The 21,996-nt window shown below is 70.4% G+C and carries 19 protein-coding genes and 1 riboswitch; of the genes, 11 read left to right on the forward strand and 8 right to left on the reverse strand.

Features of this window, described 5'->3' with window-relative positions; genetic code table 11:
• Positions 1 to 15: 15 nt before the first annotated feature.
• Positions 16 to 1,908 (forward strand): glycosyl hydrolase family 28-related protein, encoded by a 1,893-nt coding sequence (locus tag ACFQV6_RS14495; RefSeq protein ID WP_378027973.1) that lies wholly within the window; start codon positions 16 to 18, stop codon positions 1,906 to 1,908.
• Positions 1,909 to 1,921: 13 nt separating this feature from the next.
• Here the strand turns inward: ACFQV6_RS14495 and ACFQV6_RS14500 are convergent, their stop codons facing one another.
• Positions 1,922 to 2,338 carry a universal stress protein gene (locus ACFQV6_RS14500; RefSeq protein ID WP_378027974.1) on the reverse strand — a complete coding sequence of 139 codons (417 nt, stop codon included), beginning with the start codon at positions 2,336 to 2,338 and terminating at the stop codon, positions 1,922 to 1,924.
• 111 nt (positions 2,339 to 2,449) lie between these two features.
• Here ACFQV6_RS14500 and ACFQV6_RS14505 point away from each other — a divergent pair, with 111 nt between their 5' ends.
• The 5 genes from ACFQV6_RS14505 (at position 2,450) to ACFQV6_RS14525 (ending at position 11,138) form a co-directional block, all read left to right on the forward strand.
• Positions 2,450 to 3,832: an APC family permease gene (locus ACFQV6_RS14505; protein ID WP_378027975.1), complete on the forward strand. Its 1,383-nt coding sequence runs from the start codon at positions 2,450 to 2,452 to the stop codon at positions 3,830 to 3,832.
• 138 nt (positions 3,833 to 3,970) lie between these two features.
• Entirely contained in the window at positions 3,971 to 5,029 is a 1,059-nt protein-coding gene (locus tag ACFQV6_RS14510) for a helix-hairpin-helix domain-containing protein (RefSeq protein ID WP_378027976.1), read from the forward strand.
• A gap of 156 nt (positions 5,030 to 5,185) precedes the next feature.
• Entirely contained in the window at positions 5,186 to 5,434 is a 249-nt protein-coding gene (locus tag ACFQV6_RS14515; RefSeq protein WP_378027977.1) for a hypothetical protein, read from the forward strand.
• Between the two features lie 350 nt (positions 5,435 to 5,784).
• Positions 5,785 to 9,750 carry a beta-propeller fold lactonase family protein gene (locus ACFQV6_RS14520; protein WP_378027978.1) on the forward strand — a complete coding sequence of 1,322 codons (3,966 nt, stop codon included), beginning with the start codon at positions 5,785 to 5,787 and terminating at the stop codon, positions 9,748 to 9,750.
• 23 nt (positions 9,751 to 9,773) lie between these two features.
• The gene (locus tag ACFQV6_RS14525; protein WP_378027979.1) at positions 9,774 to 11,138 is read left to right on the forward strand and encodes a transaminase; all 1,365 of its coding nucleotides are present in this window, start codon (positions 9,774 to 9,776) and stop codon (positions 11,136 to 11,138) included.
• 3 nt (positions 11,139 to 11,141) lie between these two features.
• On the opposite strand, the gene ACFQV6_RS14530 is transcribed toward ACFQV6_RS14525, so the two are convergent.
• Both ACFQV6_RS14530 and ACFQV6_RS14535 read right to left on the reverse strand, forming a co-directional pair.
• A complete protein-coding gene (locus ACFQV6_RS14530) occupies positions 11,142 to 12,065 on the reverse strand; it encodes a hypothetical protein (RefSeq protein ID WP_378027980.1) in 924 nt (307 codons plus the stop codon).
• A 5-nt stretch (positions 12,066 to 12,070) separates the two neighbouring features.
• Positions 12,071 to 12,571 carry a SigE family RNA polymerase sigma factor gene (locus ACFQV6_RS14535; protein WP_378027981.1) on the reverse strand — a complete coding sequence of 167 codons (501 nt, stop codon included), beginning with the start codon at positions 12,569 to 12,571 and terminating at the stop codon, positions 12,071 to 12,073.
• A gap of 93 nt (positions 12,572 to 12,664) precedes the next feature.
• On the opposite strand from ACFQV6_RS14535, the gene ACFQV6_RS14540 reads away from it, so the two are divergent.
• Complete coding sequence (locus tag ACFQV6_RS14540; RefSeq protein ID WP_378027982.1) at positions 12,665 to 13,477, forward strand: alpha/beta fold hydrolase; 813 nt, start codon at positions 12,665 to 12,667, stop codon at positions 13,475 to 13,477.
• A complete protein-coding gene (locus tag ACFQV6_RS14545) occupies positions 13,470 to 14,561 on the forward strand; it encodes a phosphotransferase (RefSeq protein WP_378027983.1) in 1,092 nt (363 codons plus the stop codon). The genes ACFQV6_RS14540 and ACFQV6_RS14545 overlap by 8 nt, the downstream gene beginning before the upstream one ends.
• 293 nt (positions 14,562 to 14,854) lie before the next feature.
• Here the strand turns inward: ACFQV6_RS14545 and ACFQV6_RS14550 are convergent, their stop codons facing one another.
• The 4 genes from ACFQV6_RS14550 to ACFQV6_RS14565 form a co-directional block, all read right to left on the reverse strand.
• Complete coding sequence (locus ACFQV6_RS14550; RefSeq protein ID WP_378027984.1) at positions 14,855 to 15,364, reverse strand: transglycosylase family protein; 510 nt, start codon at positions 15,362 to 15,364, stop codon at positions 14,855 to 14,857.
• Between the two features lie 40 nt (positions 15,365 to 15,404).
• Positions 15,405 to 15,582: riboswitch (cyclic di-AMP (ydaO/yuaA leader) on the reverse strand.
• Positions 15,583 to 15,943: 361 nt separating this feature from the next.
• Positions 15,944 to 17,062 carry an o-succinylbenzoate synthase gene (menC, locus tag ACFQV6_RS14555; protein ID WP_378027985.1) on the reverse strand — a complete coding sequence of 373 codons (1,119 nt, stop codon included), beginning with the start codon at positions 17,060 to 17,062 and terminating at the stop codon, positions 15,944 to 15,946.
• Between the two features lie 291 nt (positions 17,063 to 17,353).
• On the reverse strand, positions 17,354 to 17,986 hold the full coding sequence (locus ACFQV6_RS14560) for a MurR/RpiR family transcriptional regulator (protein WP_378027986.1): 633 nt from the start codon (positions 17,984 to 17,986) through the stop codon (positions 17,354 to 17,356).
• Complete coding sequence (locus ACFQV6_RS14565; RefSeq protein ID WP_378028104.1) at positions 17,983 to 18,768, reverse strand: GNAT family N-acetyltransferase; 786 nt, start codon at positions 18,766 to 18,768, stop codon at positions 17,983 to 17,985. Before ACFQV6_RS14565 ends, ACFQV6_RS14560 begins: the two co-directional genes overlap by 4 nt.
• A 99-nt stretch (positions 18,769 to 18,867) precedes the next feature.
• Here ACFQV6_RS14565 and ACFQV6_RS14570 point away from each other — a divergent pair, with 99 nt between their 5' ends.
• From ACFQV6_RS14570 to ACFQV6_RS14580, 3 genes are all read left to right on the forward strand, one after another.
• Positions 18,868 to 19,956 (forward strand): M20/M25/M40 family metallo-hydrolase, encoded by a 1,089-nt coding sequence (locus tag ACFQV6_RS14570; RefSeq protein ID WP_378027987.1) that lies wholly within the window; start codon positions 18,868 to 18,870, stop codon positions 19,954 to 19,956.
• A gap of 80 nt (positions 19,957 to 20,036) precedes the next feature.
• Positions 20,037 to 20,297, forward strand: a complete 261-nt coding sequence (locus ACFQV6_RS14575) for a DUF3040 domain-containing protein (RefSeq protein WP_378027988.1) — start codon at positions 20,037 to 20,039, stop codon at positions 20,295 to 20,297.
• A gap of 40 nt (positions 20,298 to 20,337) precedes the next feature.
• Positions 20,338 to 21,120, forward strand: a complete 783-nt coding sequence (locus tag ACFQV6_RS14580; protein ID WP_378027989.1) for a HEAT repeat domain-containing protein — start codon at positions 20,338 to 20,340, stop codon at positions 21,118 to 21,120.
• Between the two features lie 238 nt (positions 21,121 to 21,358).
• On the opposite strand, the gene ACFQV6_RS14585 is transcribed toward ACFQV6_RS14580, so the two are convergent.
• Positions 21,359 to 21,958 carry a hypothetical protein gene (locus ACFQV6_RS14585; RefSeq protein WP_378027990.1) on the reverse strand — a complete coding sequence of 200 codons (600 nt, stop codon included), beginning with the start codon at positions 21,956 to 21,958 and terminating at the stop codon, positions 21,359 to 21,361.
• Between the last annotated feature and the right edge of the window lie 38 nt (positions 21,959 to 21,996).

Raw genomic sequence — 21,996 nt, forward strand, 5'->3', positions numbered from 1 at the left:
AAGGGATCCCTCCGCATGACGCGAATCCGCGAGCGTAGTGGCCGTACACCACTGCGCCGCATCACTGCCGGAGCGCTCGCTCTCGGCCTCGCGCTGGCGGCCGCCGGCGCCGGGGCCGGACCGGCCGCCGCCACACCGGTCAAGACCGGTTCCGGCGCGCCGAACCTCGGCGCGAACGTGACCGTCTTCGACCCCAGCATGCCGGTGGGCGAGATCCAGGCCAAGCTGGACGCCACCCACGCCGCCCAGGTCAACAACGAAATGGGTACGGCGCGGTACGCGTTCCTGTTCAAGCCCGGAACCTACGGCACGGCCGACAAGCCGCTGCAGTTCCAGGTCGGCTACTACACCGAGATCACCGGTCTCGGCGCCAACCCGGGCGACGTCGTGATCAACGGCAAGGTGGAGGTCTACAACCGCTGCCTGAGCTCAGATCCGGCCAACCCGAACTGCATCGCGCTCGTCAACTTCTGGCGCACCATCTCCAACCTGACCGTCAACATCAACGGTGCGGGCCAGGACGGCTGCCGTGGAACGGCGAACTTCTGGGCCGTCTCGCAGGCGGTCTCGATGCGCCGCGTCCAGTTCACCGGCGGCGGCCTGTCGCTGATGGACTACTGCACCGCCGGTCCGCAGTTCGCCAGCGGCGGCTTCATCGCGAACTCCAAGCTGCCGGCCACCACCAACGGCTCGCAGCAGCAGTGGCTCACCCGCAACAGCGAGGTCGAGAGCTGGTCGAACGCGGTGTGGAACCAGGTGTTCGCCGGGGTGAAGGGCGCGCCGGACGACGCGGCATTCCCGGACCCGCCGTACACCACGCTGGAGACCACCCCGGTCAGCCGGGAGAAGCCGTACCTCTTCGTCGACGCGAAGGGTAAGTGGCAGGTCAAGGTGCCGGCCGCCAAGCGCAACACCAGCGGCTCCTCGTGGGACGCCGAGGGTGGCCGTACGCTGCCCCTGTCGGACTTCTACATCGCCAAGCCGGGTGACTCGGTCCAGAAGATCAACCTGGCCCTGGCCCTCGGCAAGCACCTCCTGCTGACCCCGGGCGTGTACGACATCGCCCGCAGCATCGAGGTGTGGCGGCCCAACACCGTCGTCCTCGGCATCGGCCACGCGACCCTCACCGCGGTCAACGGCTCGATCCCGATCGACGTCGCGGGCGTACCCGGCGTTGTCGTGGCCGGCGTGACCATCGACGCCGGAACCAAGGAGTCGCCGGTCCTGCTGCGTGTCGGCAAGAAGCACGGACTCGGCATCACCAGCCCGTCGAACCCGACGACGCTGAGCGATGTCTACTTCCGGGTCGGCGGCCCGCACATCGGCAAGGCGAACATCGCGCTCGAGGTCAACAGCGACGACGTCCTCATCGACCACACCTGGGTGTGGCGTGGTGACCACGGCGTTGAGGGCTTCACGGAGGGCGTGAACGGCGACACCGACCGGTGGCGTACCAACACCGGCCGGTACGGCGCGGTCATCAACGGCGACGACGTGACCGCGACGGGCCTGTTCGTCGAGCACTTCCAGAAGTACAACACCGTCTGGAACGGCGAGCGCGGCACCACGGTTCTCTACCAGAACGAGCTGCCGTACGACCCGCCGACGCAGGCCGACTGGATGAACGGCAAGGTCAAGGGCTACGCCGGTTACAAGGTGGGTGACAGGGTCAAGAAGCACACCCTGTTCGGCGGCGGCGTCTACGTCTTCAACCAGAACAACCCGGCCATCGAAACTGAGAACGGGTTCGAGGTACCGAAGACGCCGGGCGTCAAGCTGCACCACATCATGACCGTCAACCTCAGCGCCGGCGTGGTCAACCACGTGGTCAACGGCGTCGGCGAGGCGGCGGACATGACGAAGATCGGCCAGCCGGTCTTCGTGACCGATTACCCCGCGGCACCCTGATAAACGCTGGTGGTCACCCGCTCGCCGGGTGGGTGACCACCAGCACCGGGCGTCCGGCCTTCTCGATCAGGGTCAGCGGCACGCTGCCGAGCAGGCGCTGCGCCATCAGCGGCCGGGCACTCGAACCCACGACTATCAGATCGGCGCGATGCTCCTCCGCGTACCGAATGATCTGATCGACAGCCCGGCCCGGCAGGACCACGCGCCCGGCCTCGATGCCCGCGCCCGCCAGTCTCGCCACCGCGGCGTCCGCCGCACGCTCAGCGCGCTCGATGTAGACGCTGCGCGGCAGGGGCGCCAGATGCTCGGTCTCCAGTTCGTCGGCCGCGATCACCGTCACCGTCGCGCCGGTCTGCTTGACCAGGTCAGCGGCCGCGTCGGTGACCCATGGCTGATCGACCTCGGGATTGGCGGCGAGCACGATACGCATGGTGGCCTCTCCTGCCTGTTGATGTTTCCCGTCCTGCCACTTTGATGTTTCCCGCCACTCAAGGTACGGGTAACGTCACTGTTCCGCGATGGCTGCGACGAGGGGCGAGCTATGGCCGAGCCGATCAGCACCGGGCCGATCAGTACCGAGTCGGAACAGCCCACCTTGAACCGGGTCATCGGGCCGGCCCTGCTGTTGCTGTTCGTGGTCGGCGACATCCTGGGCACCGGGGTCTACGCGCTGACCGGCAAGGTCGCCAACGAGGTCGGCGGTGCGGTGTGGCTGCCGTTCCTGGTGGCCTTCGTGGTGGCGCTGCTGACCGCGTTCAGCTATCTGGAGCTGGTAACGAAGTATCCGCGGGCGGCCGGTGCCGCGCTCTACACGCACAAGGCGTTCGGCGTGCACTTCCTGACGTTCATGGTGACGTTCGCGGTGATGTGCTCCGGGCTCACCTCGGCGTCCAGCGCGTCCAAGGCCTTCGCCGGCAACTTCGGGGAGGCGTTCGACCTCTCCATCGGCGACGGTTTCGCGCTCACCGCCATCGCCCTCGGCTTCATCACGCTGGTCGCCCTGATCAACTTCCGCGGCGTCGGCGAGAGCGTCAAGGCCAACGTGGTGCTGACCTGCGTCGAGCTGACCGGCCTGCTGATCGTCATCGGGATCGGCGCCTACGCGCTCGGCGGCGGCAACGGCAACCTGTCCCGGCTGACCGAGTTCAACACCCCGCCCGGCGAGAGCATCGTCCTGTCCGTCACCGCCGGTACGGCACTCGCCTTCTTCGCCATGGTCGGCTTCGAGGACTCGGTGAACATGGCCGAGGAGACCCGCGACCCGGTCCGGATCTTCCCGAAGGTGATGCTGACCGGCCTGTGCATCACCGGCCTCATCTACGTGCTCGTCGCGATCTCCGCCGTCGCCCTGGTCTCCCCCGCCGACCTCGGTTCCGGCGACACCCCGCTGCTGAAGGTCGTCTCGGCCGGCGCCCCGAGTTTCCCGCTCTGGATCTTCGCCTTCATCACGATGTTCGCGGTGGCCAACTCCGCCCTGATCAACATGATGATGGCCTCCCGCCTGCTGTACGGGATGGCCAACGAGCGGGTCCTGCCCCGCATCCTCGGCCGCGTGCACCGGACCCGCCGTACGCCGTGGGTGGGCATCGTCTTCACCACGGTGATCGCTTTCGGGCTGATCTGGTTCGCCGACCTGACCGCGCTCGGCGGGACGACCGCGCTGCTGCTGCTCTGCGTCTTCACCGTGGTGAACGTGGCGGTTCTGGTACTGCGCAAGGACCCGGTTGAGCACAAGCACTTCAAGGCGCCCACGGTGATCCCGGTGATCGGTGCGGTCGCCTGCGCCTTCCTGGCCAGCCCGTTCTCCGGCCGAGCGACGGCGGACTACCGGGTGGCGGGAGTGCTGCTGCTCATCGGGATGGCGCTGTGGGCGCTGACGTATGCGGCAAAGCGGTTCGCACCGGACGCGATGTCCCGCTCCTGACCCCACGCGGCGATGCCCTCGGGAACGTGAGTGCGGATCGCATAGTGGCCGGTAGCCACCCTGATCGAGGCTGCTTGACGGGATGTGGAAAGCTGCCCGCTACCACATGCACCCTCATCTCCAAACCGGAGGCCCGATATGGCATCATTCCTCTACTTTGTTGCCGGGCTCGTGATCGGCGTCGCCGCCGGTTGGCTGCTCTGGGGCTGGCGTCACGTCTCCCCGCGGCCGAAGCCCGCCACCGACACCGCCGCTGACACCGCCCCGGTCGCGGCTTCCGCGGGCACCGTCGCGGCCCCCGCCACGGCTGCCGCGGGCACCGTCGCGGCCTCTGAGGCCGCCAAGTCCGACGAGTCCGATGACGTCCCGGTGGCGTCGGCTGAGCCGAAGGCCGCTGAGGACGCCACCGAGATCCTGCCCGTTGCCGACTCTGTTCCGGTCGCCCGGGAGTCGGCTGAGACGGTGGTCCTGCCCGCCGCCGAGCCGGTCGCCGATTCCACGCCCGCCGGTTCGCCGTTCGCCGCTTCGTCGTTCGCTGATGACTCCAGGACCGAGGTGCTGCCGGCCGCCGAGGCGACCCCGGCCGACGACAGGACCGAGTTCCTGCCGGCCGCCGAGGCGACTCCGGCCGACGACAAGACCGAGTTCCTGCCGGTTGCCGAGCCGGTTGCTGTTACCGAGCCGATCGCCTCGCCGGCGACCGAGCCGGTTGCCTCGCCGGCGACCGAGCCGGTTGCCGCCGGCGACGACAAGCCCGAGTTCGTCGAGGCGACGCCGGAGCAGGTTGAGGTTGTCGACGAGCCGGTGGCCGTCGCGGAGCCGGAGCCCGTGGTTGCCGCGGAGCCGGAGCCCGTGGTTGCCGCGGAGCCCGAGCCGGTGGCTGTCGTGGAGCCGGTTGTGGAGCCGGAGCCGGTTGCGGCGGCTGTGCCCGCGCCCAGTGCTGCCGTGGTCGAGGAGATTCTGGCTGCCGAGCCGGCGCCGGGTGTTCAGGAGCCGGACGACCTGACCAAGATCCCCGGCATCGGGCCGAAGATGGCGATGGCGCTCGCCGCCGCGGGGATCACCACGTACGAGAAGCTGGCCGACGCCGACGTCACCAGCCTCAAGCAGGCGGTCACCGCCGCCGGCATGCGCGGCTCGGCGAGCCTCGCGACCTGGCCGGAGCGGGCCCGCCAGCTGGTCAGCGTCAACAGCTGACCGTCCGGTTGCCTTTCCGGTGCACGGGACACCGGACAACGCTGTGACCTGGGCACACTCTGTTGCCCAGGTCACTTCGAAAAGTTGCAGCTCGGGAGCACCCCGGACGATGGTTGCGGCCGTCACCACCCGGCAGAACCCCCCGAGGAGCCCCCGATGTCGATGTCAGTCAGCGCCGCGACAGCCTCGACCTGGAACAGCTACGCCGCCTGGAGCAGGCTGATCAGCGCCCGGGACAGGCTCACCGGGGACCTCAGCCCGGTACCGGCCTGCGAATCCACCCTCATCAACGACCGGGCCGACGTGGTGAACGCCGCCCACGAGGTCGCCCGCGTCGAGGCGATCCGCGCGGCCGACGTAGCCCGCCTCACCGCGAGCCACCACACCTTCGACCTGATGATGTGACCCGCCCCCGGCGAGGGCGCGCTGCCACCGGGACGACATCGTCAAGGGGTGTCAGTGACGGATAGTCGTCAACGCGAGAAGACGGCTGTCGATGTCATGATCCCGTTTGCGCCACTGGATGCGGTGAAATTGCCGGCTCGGCATCATTGGCACATTTTGCTTGATCAACACGGGGTGGAGTGCCGGGCGGTACAACATCATCCCTGGTAGATCGCTATTCGGGGGACGTTCGCCGGCAGCGGGAAGTTCGTAGATCAACGACGCTGTGTTGCTGATGCATGGCGGTTCGTAATCATCGAGGGGTTTCGCCCCTGGGCTCCGGCATCGCACCATGGGTGCAGGGTGATGCGATGAGCGGGCGACGGCTGGCTGTGGTGGTGACGGTCGAGCACCACGAAGATCCTGTCCTGAGCAGGTTCGCGGTGCCGTCTGCTGACGTGCCCGCACTCGCCGAGGTGCTCGGCGACCCGGGGCTGGGCGGGTTCGACGTGGCGTTCCTCCGGGATGCGGGAGCACGCGAGGCGTACGCGAAGATCAAGGCCTTGTTCGACGGCCGCGACCAGGACGACAGTGTGTTGTTCTATTTCCGTGGCGTGATGCTGACCGGACCGGGTGCCGGGCTTCATCTGGCCGCGGCCGACACCATGATGAGCCGCCCGGCCGACACCGCCCTCGACGTGGCGCAGGTGGCGGCCCTGCTGCAGCACAGCCGGGCCGGGCAGGCCGTGGTGATGCTGGACGGGCGTACGGGTGGGCCGGTCGACGCCGGCCATCACTTCCGGGCGGCCCGATCGGCCGACTGGCAGAGCCGGATCGTGATCGCCACGACGGCGCGGCTCGAACCGCCGACCTTCGCGGGGCTGATCGCGGACGGGGTGCGCAGCGGTGCGGCCGACCGGGACCGGGACGGGTTCATCGGACTCGGCGAACTCCACGAGCACCTGCGCGAACGGGATCCCAACGTGCGCCAGTGGGTGTTCGGGTCGGGGCGCCAGCCGTACCTCTCCCGGGTGCGGCGCCCGGGAAGCGACCAGATGGCCCTGATCGCGCAGCTCGCCATGGCAGCGGGCGGCGATGATCTGTCCCGTGCTGTCGAGGCGCGCGCGACGCTGCGGCGGATAACCACCGGCGAGGGTCGCGTGGCTGCCGCGGCCTCGGCGGCGCTGCGCCGCACCTCGGTCCGGATCGCGGAACCGGCGCTGGACTTCGGGAGCGTGCCGTCCGGTACCCGGCAGTTGACCGCGGAGATACCCGTGCAGGGCCCTCCGCTGGCGGCGGCTTCGGCGGTGACCAGCAGCGTGGAAGGGTTGCACGCCCGGCTGGAGAGTGGGGTGCTGCGGGTTTCGTGGTTCCCGGCGGCGGGGCGGCTGGAGGGGACGGTTTCGCTGGAGGGGCCGGCCGGGAGTGCTCAGCTTGTTGTCACCGGGGAGGTGGCGGAGGAGGCCGGTGCCGGATGGCCCGCGCCGGGGGTGAACGGGGCTGTGGCGGAGATGCCGCAGTTGGCGGCTGGATCACCGGTGGTCAGGCCGGCGTTGCCGGCCGCGTTGCCGGCCTTGCCGTCGGCTTCGGAGGTTTCGGGGGAGGTTCGGCGAGGGCCGTTTCCGCCCGGTGCGGTGGCGGGGGCGGTCGCAGCGCAGATTCCGGCTCAGCGTGGGCCGGAGCGGCATCCGGTCTCGCCTGCGCCGCCCGGCGCTGAGGATCAGGTTTCGCCCGCGTCGCGCGGCGCCGATGATCCGCGGCAGGCCTGGCCGGGCACGGGTGGCTGGCCCAGTGCGGCATCCGGTGGCTTCGGATGGGCGAGCAAGCCGGCGTCGCCGCCGCCGAACGGGGCCGAAATTGCACACGAATCCGCTATCCCCGAAGGCGCCGAAGTGCGGGATACTTCCGCGTCCGGCAACACGGCGCCGGGCGACGTTGAGGGTTCGGCGGTCACCACCGGCGGCTCTTCGGCGAGCACGTCCCTGACTGACAGCACCACCGCTCCTGATGTCCCCACGGTGGAGGACGGTCCCGTACCGGACCGTTCCGAGCCGATCAGCAGCACGGCTGTGCAGCAGCAGCCCGCGGTGGACGATTCCGCAAAGGACGAACAACCCGTGTCCGACGACGCAGCACAACCGGGCGAACCCGCGGCGGTAGCCGAGAGCAGCACGCCCGAGCAGGAGCGCCGGCAGGCCCTCCCGACGCAGCGGCAACCGGCCGACGACCTGCCGGCGACTACCTCGTCCGGCGACCTGCCGGCGACTACCTCGTCCGGCGACCTGCCGGCGACTACCTCGTCCGGCGACCTGCCGGCGACTACCTCGTCCGGCGACCTGCCGGCGGCCGAGTCCGGCGACCTGCCGGCGGCTACCGAGGCCGGCGAGCTCTGGCCGGGCGAGGTGCCGGAACCGGCGAGCCCGTGGCCACCCGCCGCCGCGGTCGCCGGAACGGCCGTCACCGCCGGAGCAACCGCAGCCGCTACCGCTGGGGGCACGGCGCCCGCACCGCCTTCCCCTCCGCCGAGCGGTTCCGGAAACCCGTGGCTGACCACGCCCATTCGTGTGGAGAACGGCCAGGAAGCGAGCCGCTCCGAGGACCAGCCTGCCGCCTGGCCGACCGGCACCGTGAGCACAGCCGCAGCCGCCGAAAGCCCCGAGACCCCGGCCGCGCCGACGTCCCCGGCCGCATCGCCGGCGCCGCCCGCCCCGTGGCCGGGCCCGGTCCAAGCCTCAGGCGCCGATCTGACTCCACCCGCCGACCCCTGGCAAACCACCACACCCACCCAGGTCGACCAGGACGAACCCACCACCTGGTCCGGCGGCACACCCACCTCGGGCGCACCGGCCTCAGGCGCCCCACCGGCACCCTGGCCCATCGCCGGAGCCCAGCCCGCCCCATGGCCGGCACCCACCCCGGCACCCAGCCAGGCACCCGCCCCGGCGCCCGCCCCGGCACCCGCCCCGGCTCCCACGTCAGGCGCCCAAGCCAACCCCTGGCCGGCCACCACCCCCGCCGACCCCTGGCAGACCTCTACCGGCCAGCCGACACCCATCTCCGGCGGCCCCACCACCAACCGCGTAACAGGCTGGCCCGCCGCCACGTCTCCGGCAGCAACCGGCACACCCGCGGCATCGGCCTGGCCCGGCAGCACCGACTGGCCGCCCGCCCAGCCCCCTCCCCCGCAGCGCACCGACAACGCCGGCGCGCAGCCACCCCGCCGCCGCCACACCGGCCGGATCGCCGCCATCCTGCTGGTGATCCTCCTGCTGGCAGCGGGCACCTACGTGGGCGCACGGTTCGCACTCACCGGCGACGACAAGGACAAGCAGACCGAAGCCGCGCCGCAGCAGCAATCCGCACCGGCGTCGGAGGCCGCCGCGGCGCCCACCGAGGCCGCCACCACCGCACCCGCCCCCGTCGCGCCGGTGTCGATCGCCAAGCCCGCGGTGGTGGACACCTTCCGGCTGGGCCGCGAGCCGGAGGGCGTGGCCGTCGCGCCCGACAACCGTACGGTCTACGTCGCCGACCAGAACTCGAAGGACGTTCACTTCATCGACCTCGAGTCCCGCAAGATCACCTCGATCAAGGTCGCGAACACGCCCCGCTTCCTGGCAGTCTCGCCGGACGGAACCCGTCTCTACGTCTCGATGTTCGAGAACAACTTCACCGGCAACGGCCTGGCGGTGATCGACACGGGGAACCGTTCCGTGGTGAAGACGATCCGCACCGGGCCGCGGCCCTTCGAGCCGGCGGTGGCACCGGACGGGCAGGTCTGGCTGCCGATCCACAACGGCGGCCGGATCGAGATCTTCGACGACGAGTCGCTGACCGAGGCCGCCCGGATCTCGGTGCCGCCGAATCCGCACTGGGTGACGTTCTCACCGGACGGAAAGCTGGCCTACACCGCGAACCACGAGTCCAGCCAGGTGTCGGTGGTCAACACGGCCGACCGGATCGTCGTACGCAATGTCAAGGTTGGTAAATCCCCGCACAGCATCGCCGTCACGCCGGACGGCAAGACGCTCATCGTCACGAACTACGACCTGGACACCGTCGAGGTTTTCAACACCCCGGACATGCGGCGGCTCCAGCGGATCAACGTCGGCAAGGAGCCGCAGGCGGTCGTCACGTCGACCGACGGCAAGCACGCGTACGTGGTGAACGAGGGCTCGGACACCGTGTCGGTGATCGGCCTGAAGTCCGGCAAGGTGGTCTCGACGGTCAAAGTGGGTGACAGCCCGCGGGTCGTCGCGATCTCCCCCGACGGCTTGCGCCTCTACGTCACCGACGGCCGCGGACGTACGGTAACCGTACTCAAGACGACCGAGGAGTGACGATTCCCTGCTAACGTCTCGCCATGACGACGGATTCCGGTATCGACCGCGCCCGCCTGCGCACTCTCGCCGAGCGGGAGCGGGCCTCGTTCGCGGAGCGGCACCCGCGTTCGAGGGCCGCCTACGCCAAGGCTGACAACCTGTTCGGCCGCGTACCGATGACGTGGATGAACAAGACGGCCGCCGGTTTCCCGGTCTACCTGGCGACGGCCCGCGGCAACCGGATCACCGACGTCGACGGCAACGAGTACGTGGACTTCTGCCTCGGCGACACCGGTGCGATGGCCGGCCACTCCCCCGCTCCGGTGGTCGCCGCGGTGACCCGCCGGCTCGGCGAGCTGGGCGGCGCGAGCACCATGCTGCCGACCGAGGACGCCGCGGTCGCGGGCGCCGAGCTGGCCCGCCGGTTCGGCCTGCCGGCCTGGAGTTTCGCGCTGACCGCGACGGACGCGAACCGGTGGGCGATCCGGCTGCTGCGCGCCGTCACCGGCCGGTCGAAGATCCTGGTGAACAGCTACTGCTACCACGGTTCGGTGGACGAGTCGCTGATCGTGGTGGGCCCGGACGGGCGCGGGCAGAGCCGCGAGGGCAACGTCGGCGCCCCGGTGGACGTGACGATGACCAGCCGGGTGGCGGAGTTCAACGACCTGGAGGGCCTGGAGCGGGAGCTGGCGCACGGTGATGTCGCGGCGGTGCTGATGGAGCCGGCGCTGACGAACATCGGCATCGTGCTGCCGGAGGACGGCTATCTGGCGGGGGTGCGGGAGCTGACCCGCAGGTACGGGACCTATCTGATCAACGACGAGACGCACACGTTCTCGGCGGGGCCGGGCGGGGCGACGGCGCTGTGGGATTTGCAGCCGGACGTGGTGACGATCGGCAAGGCCATCGGTGGAGGCGTACCGGTTGGGGCGTACGGTCTCAGCACGGAGCTTGCCGAGACACTGACCGCTCGCGATGATCTCGACCTGGTGGACATGGGTGGGGTGGGCGGCACGCTCGCCGGCAATCCGGTGTCGATGGCCGCGACGCGCGCCACCCTGGAGGAGGTCCTCACCGACGCCGCGTTCACGCGCATGACCGAAACCGCATCGGGCTTCGCCGACCAGATCAACAAGATCATTCAGGGGTACGCCCTGCCATGGTCGGTAAGCCGGCTCGGCGCCCGCGTGGAGTACCGCTTCGCCGACCCGGCCCCGCGCAACGGCACCGAATCGGCGGCCGGTGCGGACGGCGAACTGGAGGACTTCCTGCACGTCTACCTGGCGAACCGGGGCGTGCTGCTCACCCCGTTCCACAACATGGCGCTGATGTGCCCGGAGACCTCGGCGGCCGACGTCGCCCGGCATCACGAGGTCTTCGACCGGGCGCTCGCCGAGCTGACCTGATCCTCAACGGTCACCTACCCAGGAGAGGTCCGGCGTGGTCCAGCGAAGTTCCTCGATCAGGCGCCCGGCCTCCGCGCCGGTGACCGAGTTCCCGGTGACATAGAGGCTGACGCCCGGGCCCGCGAGCCACCGGATCACCGAAGCCGGCGGCGGACCGGTCCGCACGACGACCTCGGCGGTCTGGAGGTAGTCGGCCGAGCAGTACAGCAGCGACTGCTGCCAGCCGCCCGCCGCCGCCGGAAACACGGTCGCCGTGGTGGTTCCGCCGGTGAACCGGCCGGGCACCCACGGCGAGCTCATCGACAGGTTCATCAGCGCGCTGCTGTGGATCGTCGACCGGGCCACCCGCAGCGCGACGTCCACCGGGTCGGGCAGGCCCTGCACCGCGACGGTCAGGCCCGGCCAGTCCGGCCCGGCCTTCCAGCAGACCTGGACCGTGTCGCCGGTCTGCAGGGTGCCGGGCCGGCCCGCGATGTCGACCGGTTCGCCGGAGTCGTCGCCGAGCCTGTCGTCGGCGTACAGGACGAGGCCCGGGCCCTCGGTGTCGGCCCGGACGCCGGGCGGCAGCCAGGAGCGGGCGGCGCCGCGCCCGGCGCCGGCCACCACACCCGGTTCCGGGCCGGTGGCGGTGTCGAACCGGACCGAGCGGTACTGCTCGGTGACTCCGTCCGGGAACCACGACGGAGTGAACATCAACGGTGCCTCGATCACCGAGGGCGCACCGGCGGGCGCCGTCTCGGGGCGCCGTTCCTTCAAGGTCAGTGGTACGCCGACCGCAGCGACCGCCGTGGCCGCCCCCGCGGTGAGCAGCAGCCGCCGCTGCCGGTGCGCCCGGGCCCGCGCCGTGATCCGCGCCTCCAGGCCGTGCGATGTCGGCGCCAGGGCGGCGATCGCCTCGTACGCGTCAGAGATCCTCTTCTCGTCCATCATGGTCATCCTCCGATGCGTGCGGTAGCGGCCGGAAAGTCTTTGCGGAGCGTCGCCAGAGCCCGGGAGGCATGGCTGCGGACCGTCACCACACGGCAACCGAGCAGGTCGGCGATCTCCGCGTCGGTGCGTCCCTCGTAGAACCTCAGCGCGAGCACGATGCGCTGCCGGATCGGCAGCCCGGCGAGCCGCCGGATCATCGCGTCGCGTTCGTCGACCGCGGCGCTGTGGTCCGCCTGCGGTTCGGCCACCGCGTCGAGCGCCGCCAGCGACAGCGGCACCACCGACGCCGCCCGGCGCCTGCGCCACGACGCGAGCTCGTTGATGATCATGCGTTTCACGTACGCCTCCGGCACCTCGGCACCGGCGATCCGCGACCAGCGCGGCTGTGCCCGGGCCATCACCTCCTGCACGATGTCCTCGCCCAGGTGCGGGTCGCAGGCCAGGACGGTGGCGTAGCGCAACAGCGACGCCAGCCGTGCCGACAGGAACTCCTCGAACGTCACCAGCCGCTCCCTTCCGTCCCTCGTGACGCGTTCGGCCGCCGGAAACGTGGAGTGGGGTCGCGGTGAAAAATCCCCGCGGACCATAGTGACCTGATGACCATCGAGATCGACATCCGCTCGGACGACGGGCGGACGGTGCACGCCTACAGCTGGGGCGACGGTGACCGGGTGGTGATGTGGCATCACGGCACGCCGAACGTCGGCTCGCCTCCCCAGCCCCTGTTCGCCGCGGCGACCCGGCTCGGGGTGCGGTTCCTCTCCTACGACCGGCCCGGTTACGGCGGCTCGACCCCGCTGCCCGGCCGGGACATGGCCTCGGCCGCCGGCCTGGCCGCGACGGTGGCGGACGCGTTCGGCGTGGCGCGGTTCGCGGTGCTCGGCCACTCCAGCGGCGGCCCGCACGCGCTGGCCTGCACGGCGCTGCTGCCGGACCGCGTGACGGCCGCGGCGAGCATCTCCGGCCTGGCACCCCGCACGGCCGCGGACCTCGACTGGTTCGACGGGATGGGCCCGGGCAGCCTCGCGACACTGGGCGCGGCGGCGGCCGGGCACGCGGCTGCGACCCAGGGCGAGCCTGATTTCACCCCCGGCGACTGGGCGGCGCTCGACGGCGACTGGGGCTGGTTCGGCAGCGTCGTCGAACCGGCGATGGCCCACGGACCCGCGCCACTGATCGACGACGACCTCGCCAACGCCGGCCCGTGGGGATTCGACCCGTCGACGATCACCGCCCCCGTACTGCTCGTGCACGGCGGCGCCGACCGGGTGGTGCCGAGCTCGCACAGCATCTGGCTGGCCGGGCAGCTCCAGGCCCCGGAGCTGCGGATCGAGATCGGCGAGGGTCACATCTCGGTGCTGCCGGTGCAGGCGGAGCCCGCGCTGGAGTGGCTGAGTCACCATGCGTGAGCCGCCCAGGGACCTCACCGAGGAGGCGGTGATCTCGGCACTGCGCGCCGGGTGGGAGATCGAGGCCGCCACCACGGAGTACCTGCCGGTGGGGGCGGGCAGTCATCACTGGTCGGTACGGGATCGCGGTGGCGCGACCTGGTTCGTGAAGGTGGACGACCTGGGTGCCGTCCCGGCCGGCCGGGAGGCGGCGTTCGACCGGCTGCGCCGATCCCTGATGACGGCGGTCACGCTACGTCGCGAGTCAGGGCTCGACTTCGTCCTCGCCCCGGTCCCGGCGCCGGGTGGGGAGGCCCTGCGGCGGCTTTCTTCACGGTACGGGCTGAGCTTGTACCCACTTCTCGAAGGCTCATCCGGCGACTTCACGCCGCATCCACCCGCCGACCGTCAGGCCCTCGTCGAGATGCTGGCCGCCCTGCACCGGACCGGCTCGTCCACAGCGTCCGACACCGCTTCGTCCCCTTCCCCTCTGTCCCTTCCCGGCCTGTCCCTTCCCGGCCTGTCCCTTCCCGGCCTGTCCCTTCCCCGGCCTTCCTTCCCCGGGCGTTCTGGGCTCGAAGAGGCGCTCCGGGACACGGGTCGCCCGTGGACCGCCGGCCCGTACGCCGAACCCACCCGTGCGGCCCTGACCACCCACACGACCCTGATCCAGAAATGGCTGACCGATTTCGACCAGCTCGCGGAAAGCATCGGCGATCCGGCCCGGTGGGTCCTCACCCACGGCGAACCCCACCCCGGTAACCTCCTGCACACCCCCGGCGGGCTGCTGCTGATCGACTGGGACACGGCCGGAGTCGCGCCACCGGAGCGGGACCTGTGGATGCTCACCTCCGTATTCGCGGAAATGCTGGGCGAGAAACCGAGCGGTGACGATGCCGCCGTCCTCGACCGCTACGCCGAACTGACCGGGCACCAGGCGTCCACGGACGCGCTCGCCTTCTACCGGCTGTGGTGGGTACTCGCGGACATCGCCATCTACACGGACCAGCTACGACGCCCGCACGTGGCGGGTGCCGACCTGGCGGCGTCCCTCAGCTACCTGACGGGCAACCTGCAAGCCAGCTGGTCCTCCACGAGCGACTGACGGCGCCCGTCGCGGTGTTTACCGGCCGGCGCGGCTGCTGGCCGACCGGCGCGGCTGCTGGCCGACCGGCGCGGCTGCTGGCCGACCGGCGCGGCTGCTGGCTGACCGTCGCGGCTGCTGGCTGCCCGGCACGGCTGCTGGCTGACCGGCGCGGCGACGTCCCGGATGATGACGCCATGCCCGGCATCGTCGGCGGGCATGGCGTCGTCGTAGGCGCGGCGTCTCCGGCGGTCAGCCCAGTGGCGTTGGTGGACGCCACACGGCCGCACTGTTCGGTAACGCGCGCTGTCGGATTAGCGGACGCGGATCCGCTGGCCCGGGAAGATCAGGCTCGGGCTGTCGAGCCGGTCCTTGTTCAGCTTGAACAGGGTGCGCCACCCACCGGTGACCTTGTGCTTCTTGGCGATCGAGGCGAGCGTGTCGCCGGAGCGGATCACGTACGTCTTGCCGCTCGGCTTAGCGACCGCCTTCTTCTTGGCCGCCTTGGTGGCCTTGTAGATGCCGGCCTTCTTTCCGCAGGTCGGCCAGGGGCTGAGGCCCCGCTTCGCGTGCAACTTCTTGGCGACCTTGATCTGTTCGGCCTTGGACGCCTTGTCGGCGGTCGGCGCATACTTCCCGCCGCCGTTCGCCTTCCACGTGCTGCGGCTGAACTGCAGGCCGCCGTAGTACCCGTTCCCGGTGTTGATGTGCCACCTGCCGCCGGACTCGCACTTGGCGAGCACGTCCCAGTTGACCTGGCGGGCCGCTGATGCCGGAGTGGCGGGGCCGAGCAGGATGCCGGCTCCGGTCACACCCGCTGTCACCAGACAGAGGGCAAGGCGCGTTCGTCTACCGATCCGAGACATGGATGATCCTCCACGCCTGCGAGGTGAGCTGTCGGGTTCGGGCAGAGTGGCCCGGCCGTCCTCATCACGGCTTCACCCCAAGACGCGGAGTATTCGCGCGCCGGCTTACCTGGGTCCCCCGCTCCTGCCGTCGATTCGTGTCTGTGGACAGCGGCAGGATTCGGCGGTCCATCCACAGTGCCCGCTGTGGCGGGACGGCCCGACGGTAACCACGACAGGGCGTGATCAACCAAGTTTTACACCCGGAATAGTGACGTGCTTCTCAGTATTTGCCCCTTTTGATCTTGTTCGTGCCCTGGAAAGGCAGGCATTCCGGAAAAGGCCCCCCGAGTCGCTCGTCCCACCATCCGGCAGACCACCAAAAGCCCCGATTCCCTCCTTTCGCCAGCCGATCTAAGTCCGATTTACCCGCTTTCGACGAGCGCACCTTTGCCTGATTCACCCCCTTTTGCCGGACGAGCCTTTAACCTCATCCGCCCCTTTCGCCGGGCAAGCCTCAGCTCGATTCACCCTCTCGCCGGCACGCTGGGGCCCCTCTCACCCTCCCTTCTTGATCACGAGCTGGTCGGTGGTGTGCCCGGCGACAAAGTCGAGGTCGGCCTCCCACCCGAGGCCCGGCCCCTCCGGCACGTCGACGAAACCGTCCACGGAGACGATCGGGCGGGTGGTGACGTCCCTGGCGTAGTACTTGTCAGAACCGGACACATCCGACGGCAGGGTGAACCCGGGCAGCGAACTGAGTGCCACATTCGCCGCCCGCCCGATGCCGAACTCGTGCATGCCTCCGCACCACACCGGCATCCCCTCCGCCCGGGCCAGCTCGTGAGCGCGAACCGCCTGAGTCAGGCCGCCCATCCGGGACACCTTGATGTTGAGAATCCGCCCGGAACCCAGCCGCAGCGCCGTGACCAGATCCTCGACATCCTCCACCGACTCATCCAGGCAAACCGGCGTCGCCAGTTCGGCCTGCAACTCCGCGTGCGCTACCAGAGCCCGGGGCGCGAAAGGCTGCTCGATCATCAACAGACCGCATTCGTCCAGTGTCCGAAAAATCGACATGTCGGAAATGCCATAAGCACCATTCGCGTCGACGTGCACCGGCACGGAAGGAAACGCGGACCGGACCTCTCGAACAGGTTCAACATCCCACCCCGGCGCGATCTTCAGCTTGATCCGCCGATATCCCGACGCCACCTGCGCCGAAACCTGAGCAAGCAGATCGTCGATCGTCGGCTCGATGCCCAGCGACACCCCGGCTTCGACGCTCGACCGTGTCCCGCCCAGAGCCTTCGCCAGCGGAACCCCCTGCAAGCCCGACCACAGAGCCCACGCGGCCATGTCGAACCCGGCCCGCGCGAAGTGGTTCCCCCGCACCTTCGCCATCGCACCCGCCAGCGAAGACGGATGCTCCCACGACGCACCAAGGACCAGCGGCGCCAGAAACGACCGCGCCACCCCCCAACAGCTCTCCACCGTCTCCGCCGAGTAGAACGGCCCGCTCGGCGAAGCGATCTCCCCCCACCCCACCGCCCCGTCCGCACTCCGCAGCACCACGAGAATGTGCTCCAGCTCCCGCTTCGCATGCGAACTGGTCCGGAACTGATGCACGAGCGGCAACCGAACCCGCCGCAACTCCACGGCCTCAACGCGGATCATCGCTCTCCCATCCCGATCACGGCTCTCCCCTGCGCTGCTCCTCCACGCGGATCACGGCTTGCCTGCGCGCGGCTCCCCACGCGGATCACGGCTTGCCTGCGCGCGCCTCCCCACGTGGATTGCGGCTTGCCTGCGCGCTGCTCCTCCACGCGGATCGCGGCTTGCCTGCGCGCGGCTCCCCACGCGGATCGCGGCTCTTCCCTGCTCGGCTTTCCCGCGGGGGGTCACGGCTCGGCTGTGCGCGGCTGCCGCGCGGGTCATAGCCCGGCCGTGCGCCGCTACCCAGGCGGATCATGGCTCGTCCATATAGAGACCCAGCTCGACGGCGAGGGCGTCCCGGTCGCGCAGGCGGCGGCCGGCGCCCTTCGAGCTGGCGATGGTCAGGGTGGCGAGCAGGTGCAGGGCGAGCACGACCGAGGTCGGCGAGTTCGCGAACGACGCGGTGTAGGTACCGATCACGATGCTCGTCGTAGCGACCTCACTCAACGGCGAGTCCTCGGAGTCGGTGATCAGAATCAGCTCACCGCCATGCCGCACGTAGACGTTGGCGACGTCGACGGTCTCCCGCCGATACCGCTCCATCGAGACGGCGATCAGCAGATCACCCTGCCGGATGTCGCTGAGCAGATCGAGCGGGCGCACCGACGCACCGTCAACCAGGTTGACCCCGGAGAGGCCGGCGGTCAGGTCGGACGCGAGCAGCGCGGCATAGCTGTGCGATTTGCCGTGGCCGATCAGATAACGCCGCCGCGCGGACACGATCAGGGCGGCGGCGCGCTCTATCGCATCCTGGTCGGCTGCCCAGGCCAGCGCCTTGTCGAACTCGGCGCGCTGCTGCTCCAGCACCCGCTGCTTGAGCACGTGCGCGGAGCGGCGCTGGACGTTGCGGTCGAACCGCTCGGCGGGAGTGGATGGTCGCGTCACGGTTCGCCATTCTCGAACGTGTAGACCACCCGGTCGCCCTCCGGGGCCCTGGTCACCGCGGTCAGCCGGCCACCGGCCGCGAAGTGCTCCCTGAGCTGCTGCCGCAGCCTGGCACGGTCAGCAAGCTCAGGAGCCGCGATCCGGTCACCCGCCGGGGCGCTCACCGCCGTGTGACGGTCAGCCGCCGTGTGACGGTCGGGCGGCCTGTAGCGGTCGGACGGCGTGTGACGGTCGGACGGCGTGTGACGGTCGGGCGGCGTGTGACGGTCGGGCGGCGTGTGGCGGTCGGCGCGCTCCGGGTTGGCCGTCAGGTCCCAGCTGACGAGCACGCGGTCGGTGCCGATCGCTCCGTAGAAGTCGGGCAGGAAGCGGATCCCGGTCGCGCCGAGAACCGCGAAGTTGAAGTGGGCGTTGCGCACCTCGTACGGATCGAAGGTCCACCGCATGGCCCCCGCACCCGTCCGGCGCGCCGCCGCGGCCTGGGCCTGTTTCAGCAGGCGCCCGACGCCGGCGCCCTGCATGCCCGGCGCGACAACCGCGGCCTGGCTGTAGTGGTAGATCGCGCCGTTCTCGACGGCGCAGAAGCCGTAGCAGAAGCCGGTCAGCACGCCGTCCGGGTTGAAGGCGCCGATCACGGTGCCCGAGTTCTCCCCCAGCGCGGCCAGCAGCCGGGGACTCAGGCCCCACTCGGGTTCGGTGTATCCGAAGACCAGACGGTAGAGGGCGGAGGCGGCCGTCCACTCGGCGAGCCCGTCCAGGTCACGCACCACCACGCCGGCCATCCGTGTCACCTCCGCCTCGATGATAGCAATCGTATGTCAGCCATTCTGCCCTTGAAAACGCTCGTTGACAACGCTTGCCGCAGAACTTAGCGTTCGTATATGTCATCCGCTGCCCTTGAGAACCTGCACCGATACACGTCCATGGAGTCGCCCACCGGTGACCCGCGGTCCCTCGCGGCTCTGGCGGAGATCCTCGAGGCGGATGCCGCCGGGGCCGGTTTCGCGACCGCCCGCGAGCAGCACCCCACTGGCGACCACCTCGTCTGGACGCTGCCGGCTCGCGGGGTGAAGGGTGAGCCGATCCTCTTGCTCAGCCACTACGACACCGTCTGGCCGGTCGGGACCCTGGCCGGCGGCATGCCGTGGGCGGTGGAGGGGGACGTGGTCCGCGGGCCCGGCGTCTACGACACGAAAGCCGGGATAGTGGCACTGCTCGCGGCGGCCGGGCGGATCGCCGAGCAGCCACATCCGGAAATCCGGGTCATCGTGGTCGCCGACGAGGAGATCGGCTCGCCGACCGCGGGTGACCTCGTCCAGGCGGAGGCAGCGGGGGCGCGGGCGGTGCTCGGGCTGGAGCCGCCACACCCGGGCGGTGACCTGAAGACGGGCCGGAGGGGCAGCACCCGGGCCCGGATCGAGGTCACCGGGATCGAGGCGCACGCGGCCCTCGACCCCGATGCGGGGGTGAACGCCATCGACGAGTTGATCGATCAGCTCGTGCGGGTGCGAGGGCTGGTCGCTGACCGTCCGGTGCTGCTGAACACCGGGACCATCACCGGCGGCGGGCGGACCAACGTGGTGGCCGGTGCAGCCCACGCCGATCTGGGGCTGCGGTTCATCAACCCGGACGACGAGCGAGCGGTGCTCGATGCGCTGCAACGGCTGGAGCCGGTGCGCGCGCGGGCGCGGATCACGTCGGCGCTGCTGTCACACCGGCCGACCTGGCAGCCGTCGGACACGGCCCTTCTGGAGCGGATCAGGCGGGTCGCGGCGGGGATCGGGCAGGAGCTGGACGGGCGGCCCGCCGACGGGGCCGCCGACACGAACACGACGGGAGCGCTCGGACGGCCCACTGTGGACGGGCTGGCTCCTGCCGGGGGCGGTGCTCACGCCCGTACCGAATGGGTCTCGGCCTCGAGCATCGCCTCGCGCACCGATCTGCTCGCGGCCCTGCTCACCGGCCTCTGAAGAATTTCTTATCGGAAGGTGGTTTGCGTCTTGCCTCTACGGGGTTCTCGTCGGAGTCTGGAGGCTCTGAGGAGTCATCGATGCTTGACGATAAAGAGCGCAGAATCCTCGCCGCCCTGGAACGCGACCTCACCCACGGCGACCCGGGCTTCGCCGCCCGGATGGCCGGGTCCGGGGAGGAACGGCCGTTCCCCGCCGTCTCCGCGCTCTGCGTCCTGCTGTTCCTCGCGTTCCCACTGGTCATGCTGCTCTTCGGGTGGCGCGGCATGGTGATCACGCTGGACGTGTTCGCGGTTGCCCTCGCGGTCGTACTGATCCGTCGTCGCAGGCGCCACCACTGACCGCACGGACGGGCTCGGGGCGCCTAAACTCCGCTGCACCATGGCGGATCTTGTGCACCTCACCCTGGAACGCAACGCGCGGCGCGTGATCCGCTCCGGGATCGCCGCCCGCAGTCACGGCTGGTTCGGGGACCGCGGTGTGTACTGCATGCCGGTGCTGCCGTCGTTCACCCTCACCCACCAGTGGGTGCGTGAGCTGCGGCGCTGGAAGCCGGGAGTGCACGTCGCAGTGCACCTGCGGGTGCCGGACGACGAGATCGTCACGGTGGGGCACTACGGGCGGGAGCCGCAGCGGGTTCCGCTGGCACGGGCGGTGGCCGTGATCCGCGAGGCGGCCGACCCGCGGGGCTTCGAGATCTTCGTGCCTCGGGCCGTCGGTGCCGGCGAGGTGCGGCGGATCCGCGACATCCCGCAGGGCGTGGGCTGGCGGTTCAAGCCGGGCGCACACGGGCGGCGGCCGTGCGCGTGCCCCGCGTGCCTGGCCTCCGGGACGCCGGGAGCCGGGAGGTTGCGGCGGCGGTTCCCGTATGAGGATCCGCTGCGTCCGAAGCCTGAGGTGATGGCGGAGTTGCGGGCTGCCACCACGAGCGAGCAGATCATCGAGGCGCTGAACGAATTGGGGCGTCGGAGCCGGGGTGGTGCGGAGGAGCTGGAGTTCCTGGTCGAGCATCCTGACTCGGAGGTGCGGGAGGTGCTCTTCTACTTGCTCGAGCGCTACCGCGGGAGGGTGGCTCGGGAGCTGCGCGATCGGCTCGGCTTCGACGACGACGACGACGAAGAGGAGGAGGAGGAAGAAGAAGAAGAGGAGAAGGAGCGATGGTGAACGGCGCGCGCGAGGCGGGCGGCACGCGGGAACCCTCAAGGAGGCTCAACACGAGTAGGCGCACACATTGGAGTTGCGAGTGCGCTGGTGGGGCCCATGGCGTTGGTAGACGCGCACGCAGCCCCAATGTGTGCGCCTACCTCCGCTCAGCACGCGCCGGGGCGGAAGTGGGGACCCAACGTGTGCGCCCATCCCGCCCGGCGTGGCGGTGAGCGGGGAGGAAAGGCGAGGCGGAGGGTCAGCCGGCGGTTACCGCGGTGGCGTTGAGGATGCCCTCCTCGTCGGGGGTGCCGGCGATGGTGACCTGCTGACCCGGGGTGAGGCTGGACAGAGCCGACAGCTGGGTCACCTTCACTGTGGTGGTGTCGGTCGTGCGCACGGTCACCGTCTCCCCCGCCGCTGTCTGCAGGTAGAGGGTCTTGCCATCGACGAGCTTGACAGTGCCGGCGGTGCCAGCAGCGGCAGGACCCGCGGCACCGGGAGCGGCAGGGTCGGCGGCGGCAGGACCCGCGGCACCGGCGGCGGGACCCGGGGCGCCGGCAGGGTCGGCGGCGCCGGGGGCTGCGGACTGGCCGCCGCGGGGCAGGCCGCTGGGCATTCCCGCGCCGCCGGGGAGGCGTTCCGGGAGGCTGCTCGTCTCGTCGGTGCCCCAGCGCTCCTGCGCCTGGACCCCGCCGAGGAACCCGCCCGCCAGCAGCGCCACCCCTAGCAGCGCAATAGTGGTCCGGTTCCACCAGCGGCGGGGGGCGGCGGCCTCGATCGCCTCGGTGAGGTCCGGCGGGGGCGGGGGCGTTTCGGTGCGCGGCAGGATCTCGGTGTCTTGGTCGGTGCTGGTCACTGGTCTCCCAATCCATGGCGCAAAACGTATAAAAACTC

This window comes from Actinoplanes sp. GCM10030250 (assembly GCF_042666575.1).
Lineage (GTDB): Bacteria > Actinomycetota > Actinomycetes > Mycobacteriales > Micromonosporaceae > Actinoplanes.

What these genes read in the sequence shown, in the direction of transcription:
- ACFQV6_RS14510 (WP_378027976.1), top strand. Translation starts at nt 3,971, where the DNA reads ATGGCATCATTCCTCTACTTTGTTGCCGGGCTCGTGATCGGCGTCGCC.
- ACFQV6_RS14570 (WP_378027987.1), top strand. Translation starts at nt 18,868, where the DNA reads ATGTCATCCGCTGCCCTTGAGAACCTGCACCGATACACGTCCATGGAG.
- ACFQV6_RS14515 (WP_378027977.1), top strand. Translation starts at nt 5,186, where the DNA reads ATGTCGATGTCAGTCAGCGCCGCGACAGCCTCGACCTGGAACAGCTAC.
- menC (WP_378027985.1), bottom strand. Translation starts at nt 17,062, where the DNA reads ATGATCCGCGTTGAGGCCGTGGAGTTGCGGCGGGTTCGGTTGCCGCTC.
- ACFQV6_RS14575 (WP_378027988.1), top strand. Translation starts at nt 20,037, where the DNA reads ATGCTTGACGATAAAGAGCGCAGAATCCTCGCCGCCCTGGAACGCGAC.
- ACFQV6_RS14530 (WP_378027980.1), bottom strand. Translation starts at nt 12,065, where the DNA reads ATGGACGAGAAGAGGATCTCTGACGCGTACGAGGCGATCGCCGCCCTG.
- ACFQV6_RS14495 (WP_378027973.1), top strand. Translation starts at nt 16, where the DNA reads ATGACGCGAATCCGCGAGCGTAGTGGCCGTACACCACTGCGCCGCATC.
- ACFQV6_RS14505 (WP_378027975.1), top strand. Translation starts at nt 2,450, where the DNA reads ATGGCCGAGCCGATCAGCACCGGGCCGATCAGTACCGAGTCGGAACAG.
- ACFQV6_RS14580 (WP_378027989.1), top strand. Translation starts at nt 20,338, where the DNA reads ATGGCGGATCTTGTGCACCTCACCCTGGAACGCAACGCGCGGCGCGTG.
- ACFQV6_RS14545 (WP_378027983.1), top strand. Translation starts at nt 13,470, where the DNA reads ATGCGTGAGCCGCCCAGGGACCTCACCGAGGAGGCGGTGATCTCGGCA.
- ACFQV6_RS14525 (WP_378027979.1), top strand. Translation starts at nt 9,774, where the DNA reads ATGACGACGGATTCCGGTATCGACCGCGCCCGCCTGCGCACTCTCGCC.
- ACFQV6_RS14540 (WP_378027982.1), top strand. Translation starts at nt 12,665, where the DNA reads ATGACCATCGAGATCGACATCCGCTCGGACGACGGGCGGACGGTGCAC.
- ACFQV6_RS14500 (WP_378027974.1), bottom strand. Translation starts at nt 2,338, where the DNA reads ATGCGTATCGTGCTCGCCGCCAATCCCGAGGTCGATCAGCCATGGGTC.
- ACFQV6_RS14520 (WP_378027978.1), top strand. Translation starts at nt 5,785, where the DNA reads ATGAGCGGGCGACGGCTGGCTGTGGTGGTGACGGTCGAGCACCACGAA.
- ACFQV6_RS14565 (WP_378028104.1), bottom strand. Translation starts at nt 18,768, where the DNA reads ATGGCCGGCGTGGTGGTGCGTGACCTGGACGGGCTCGCCGAGTGGACG.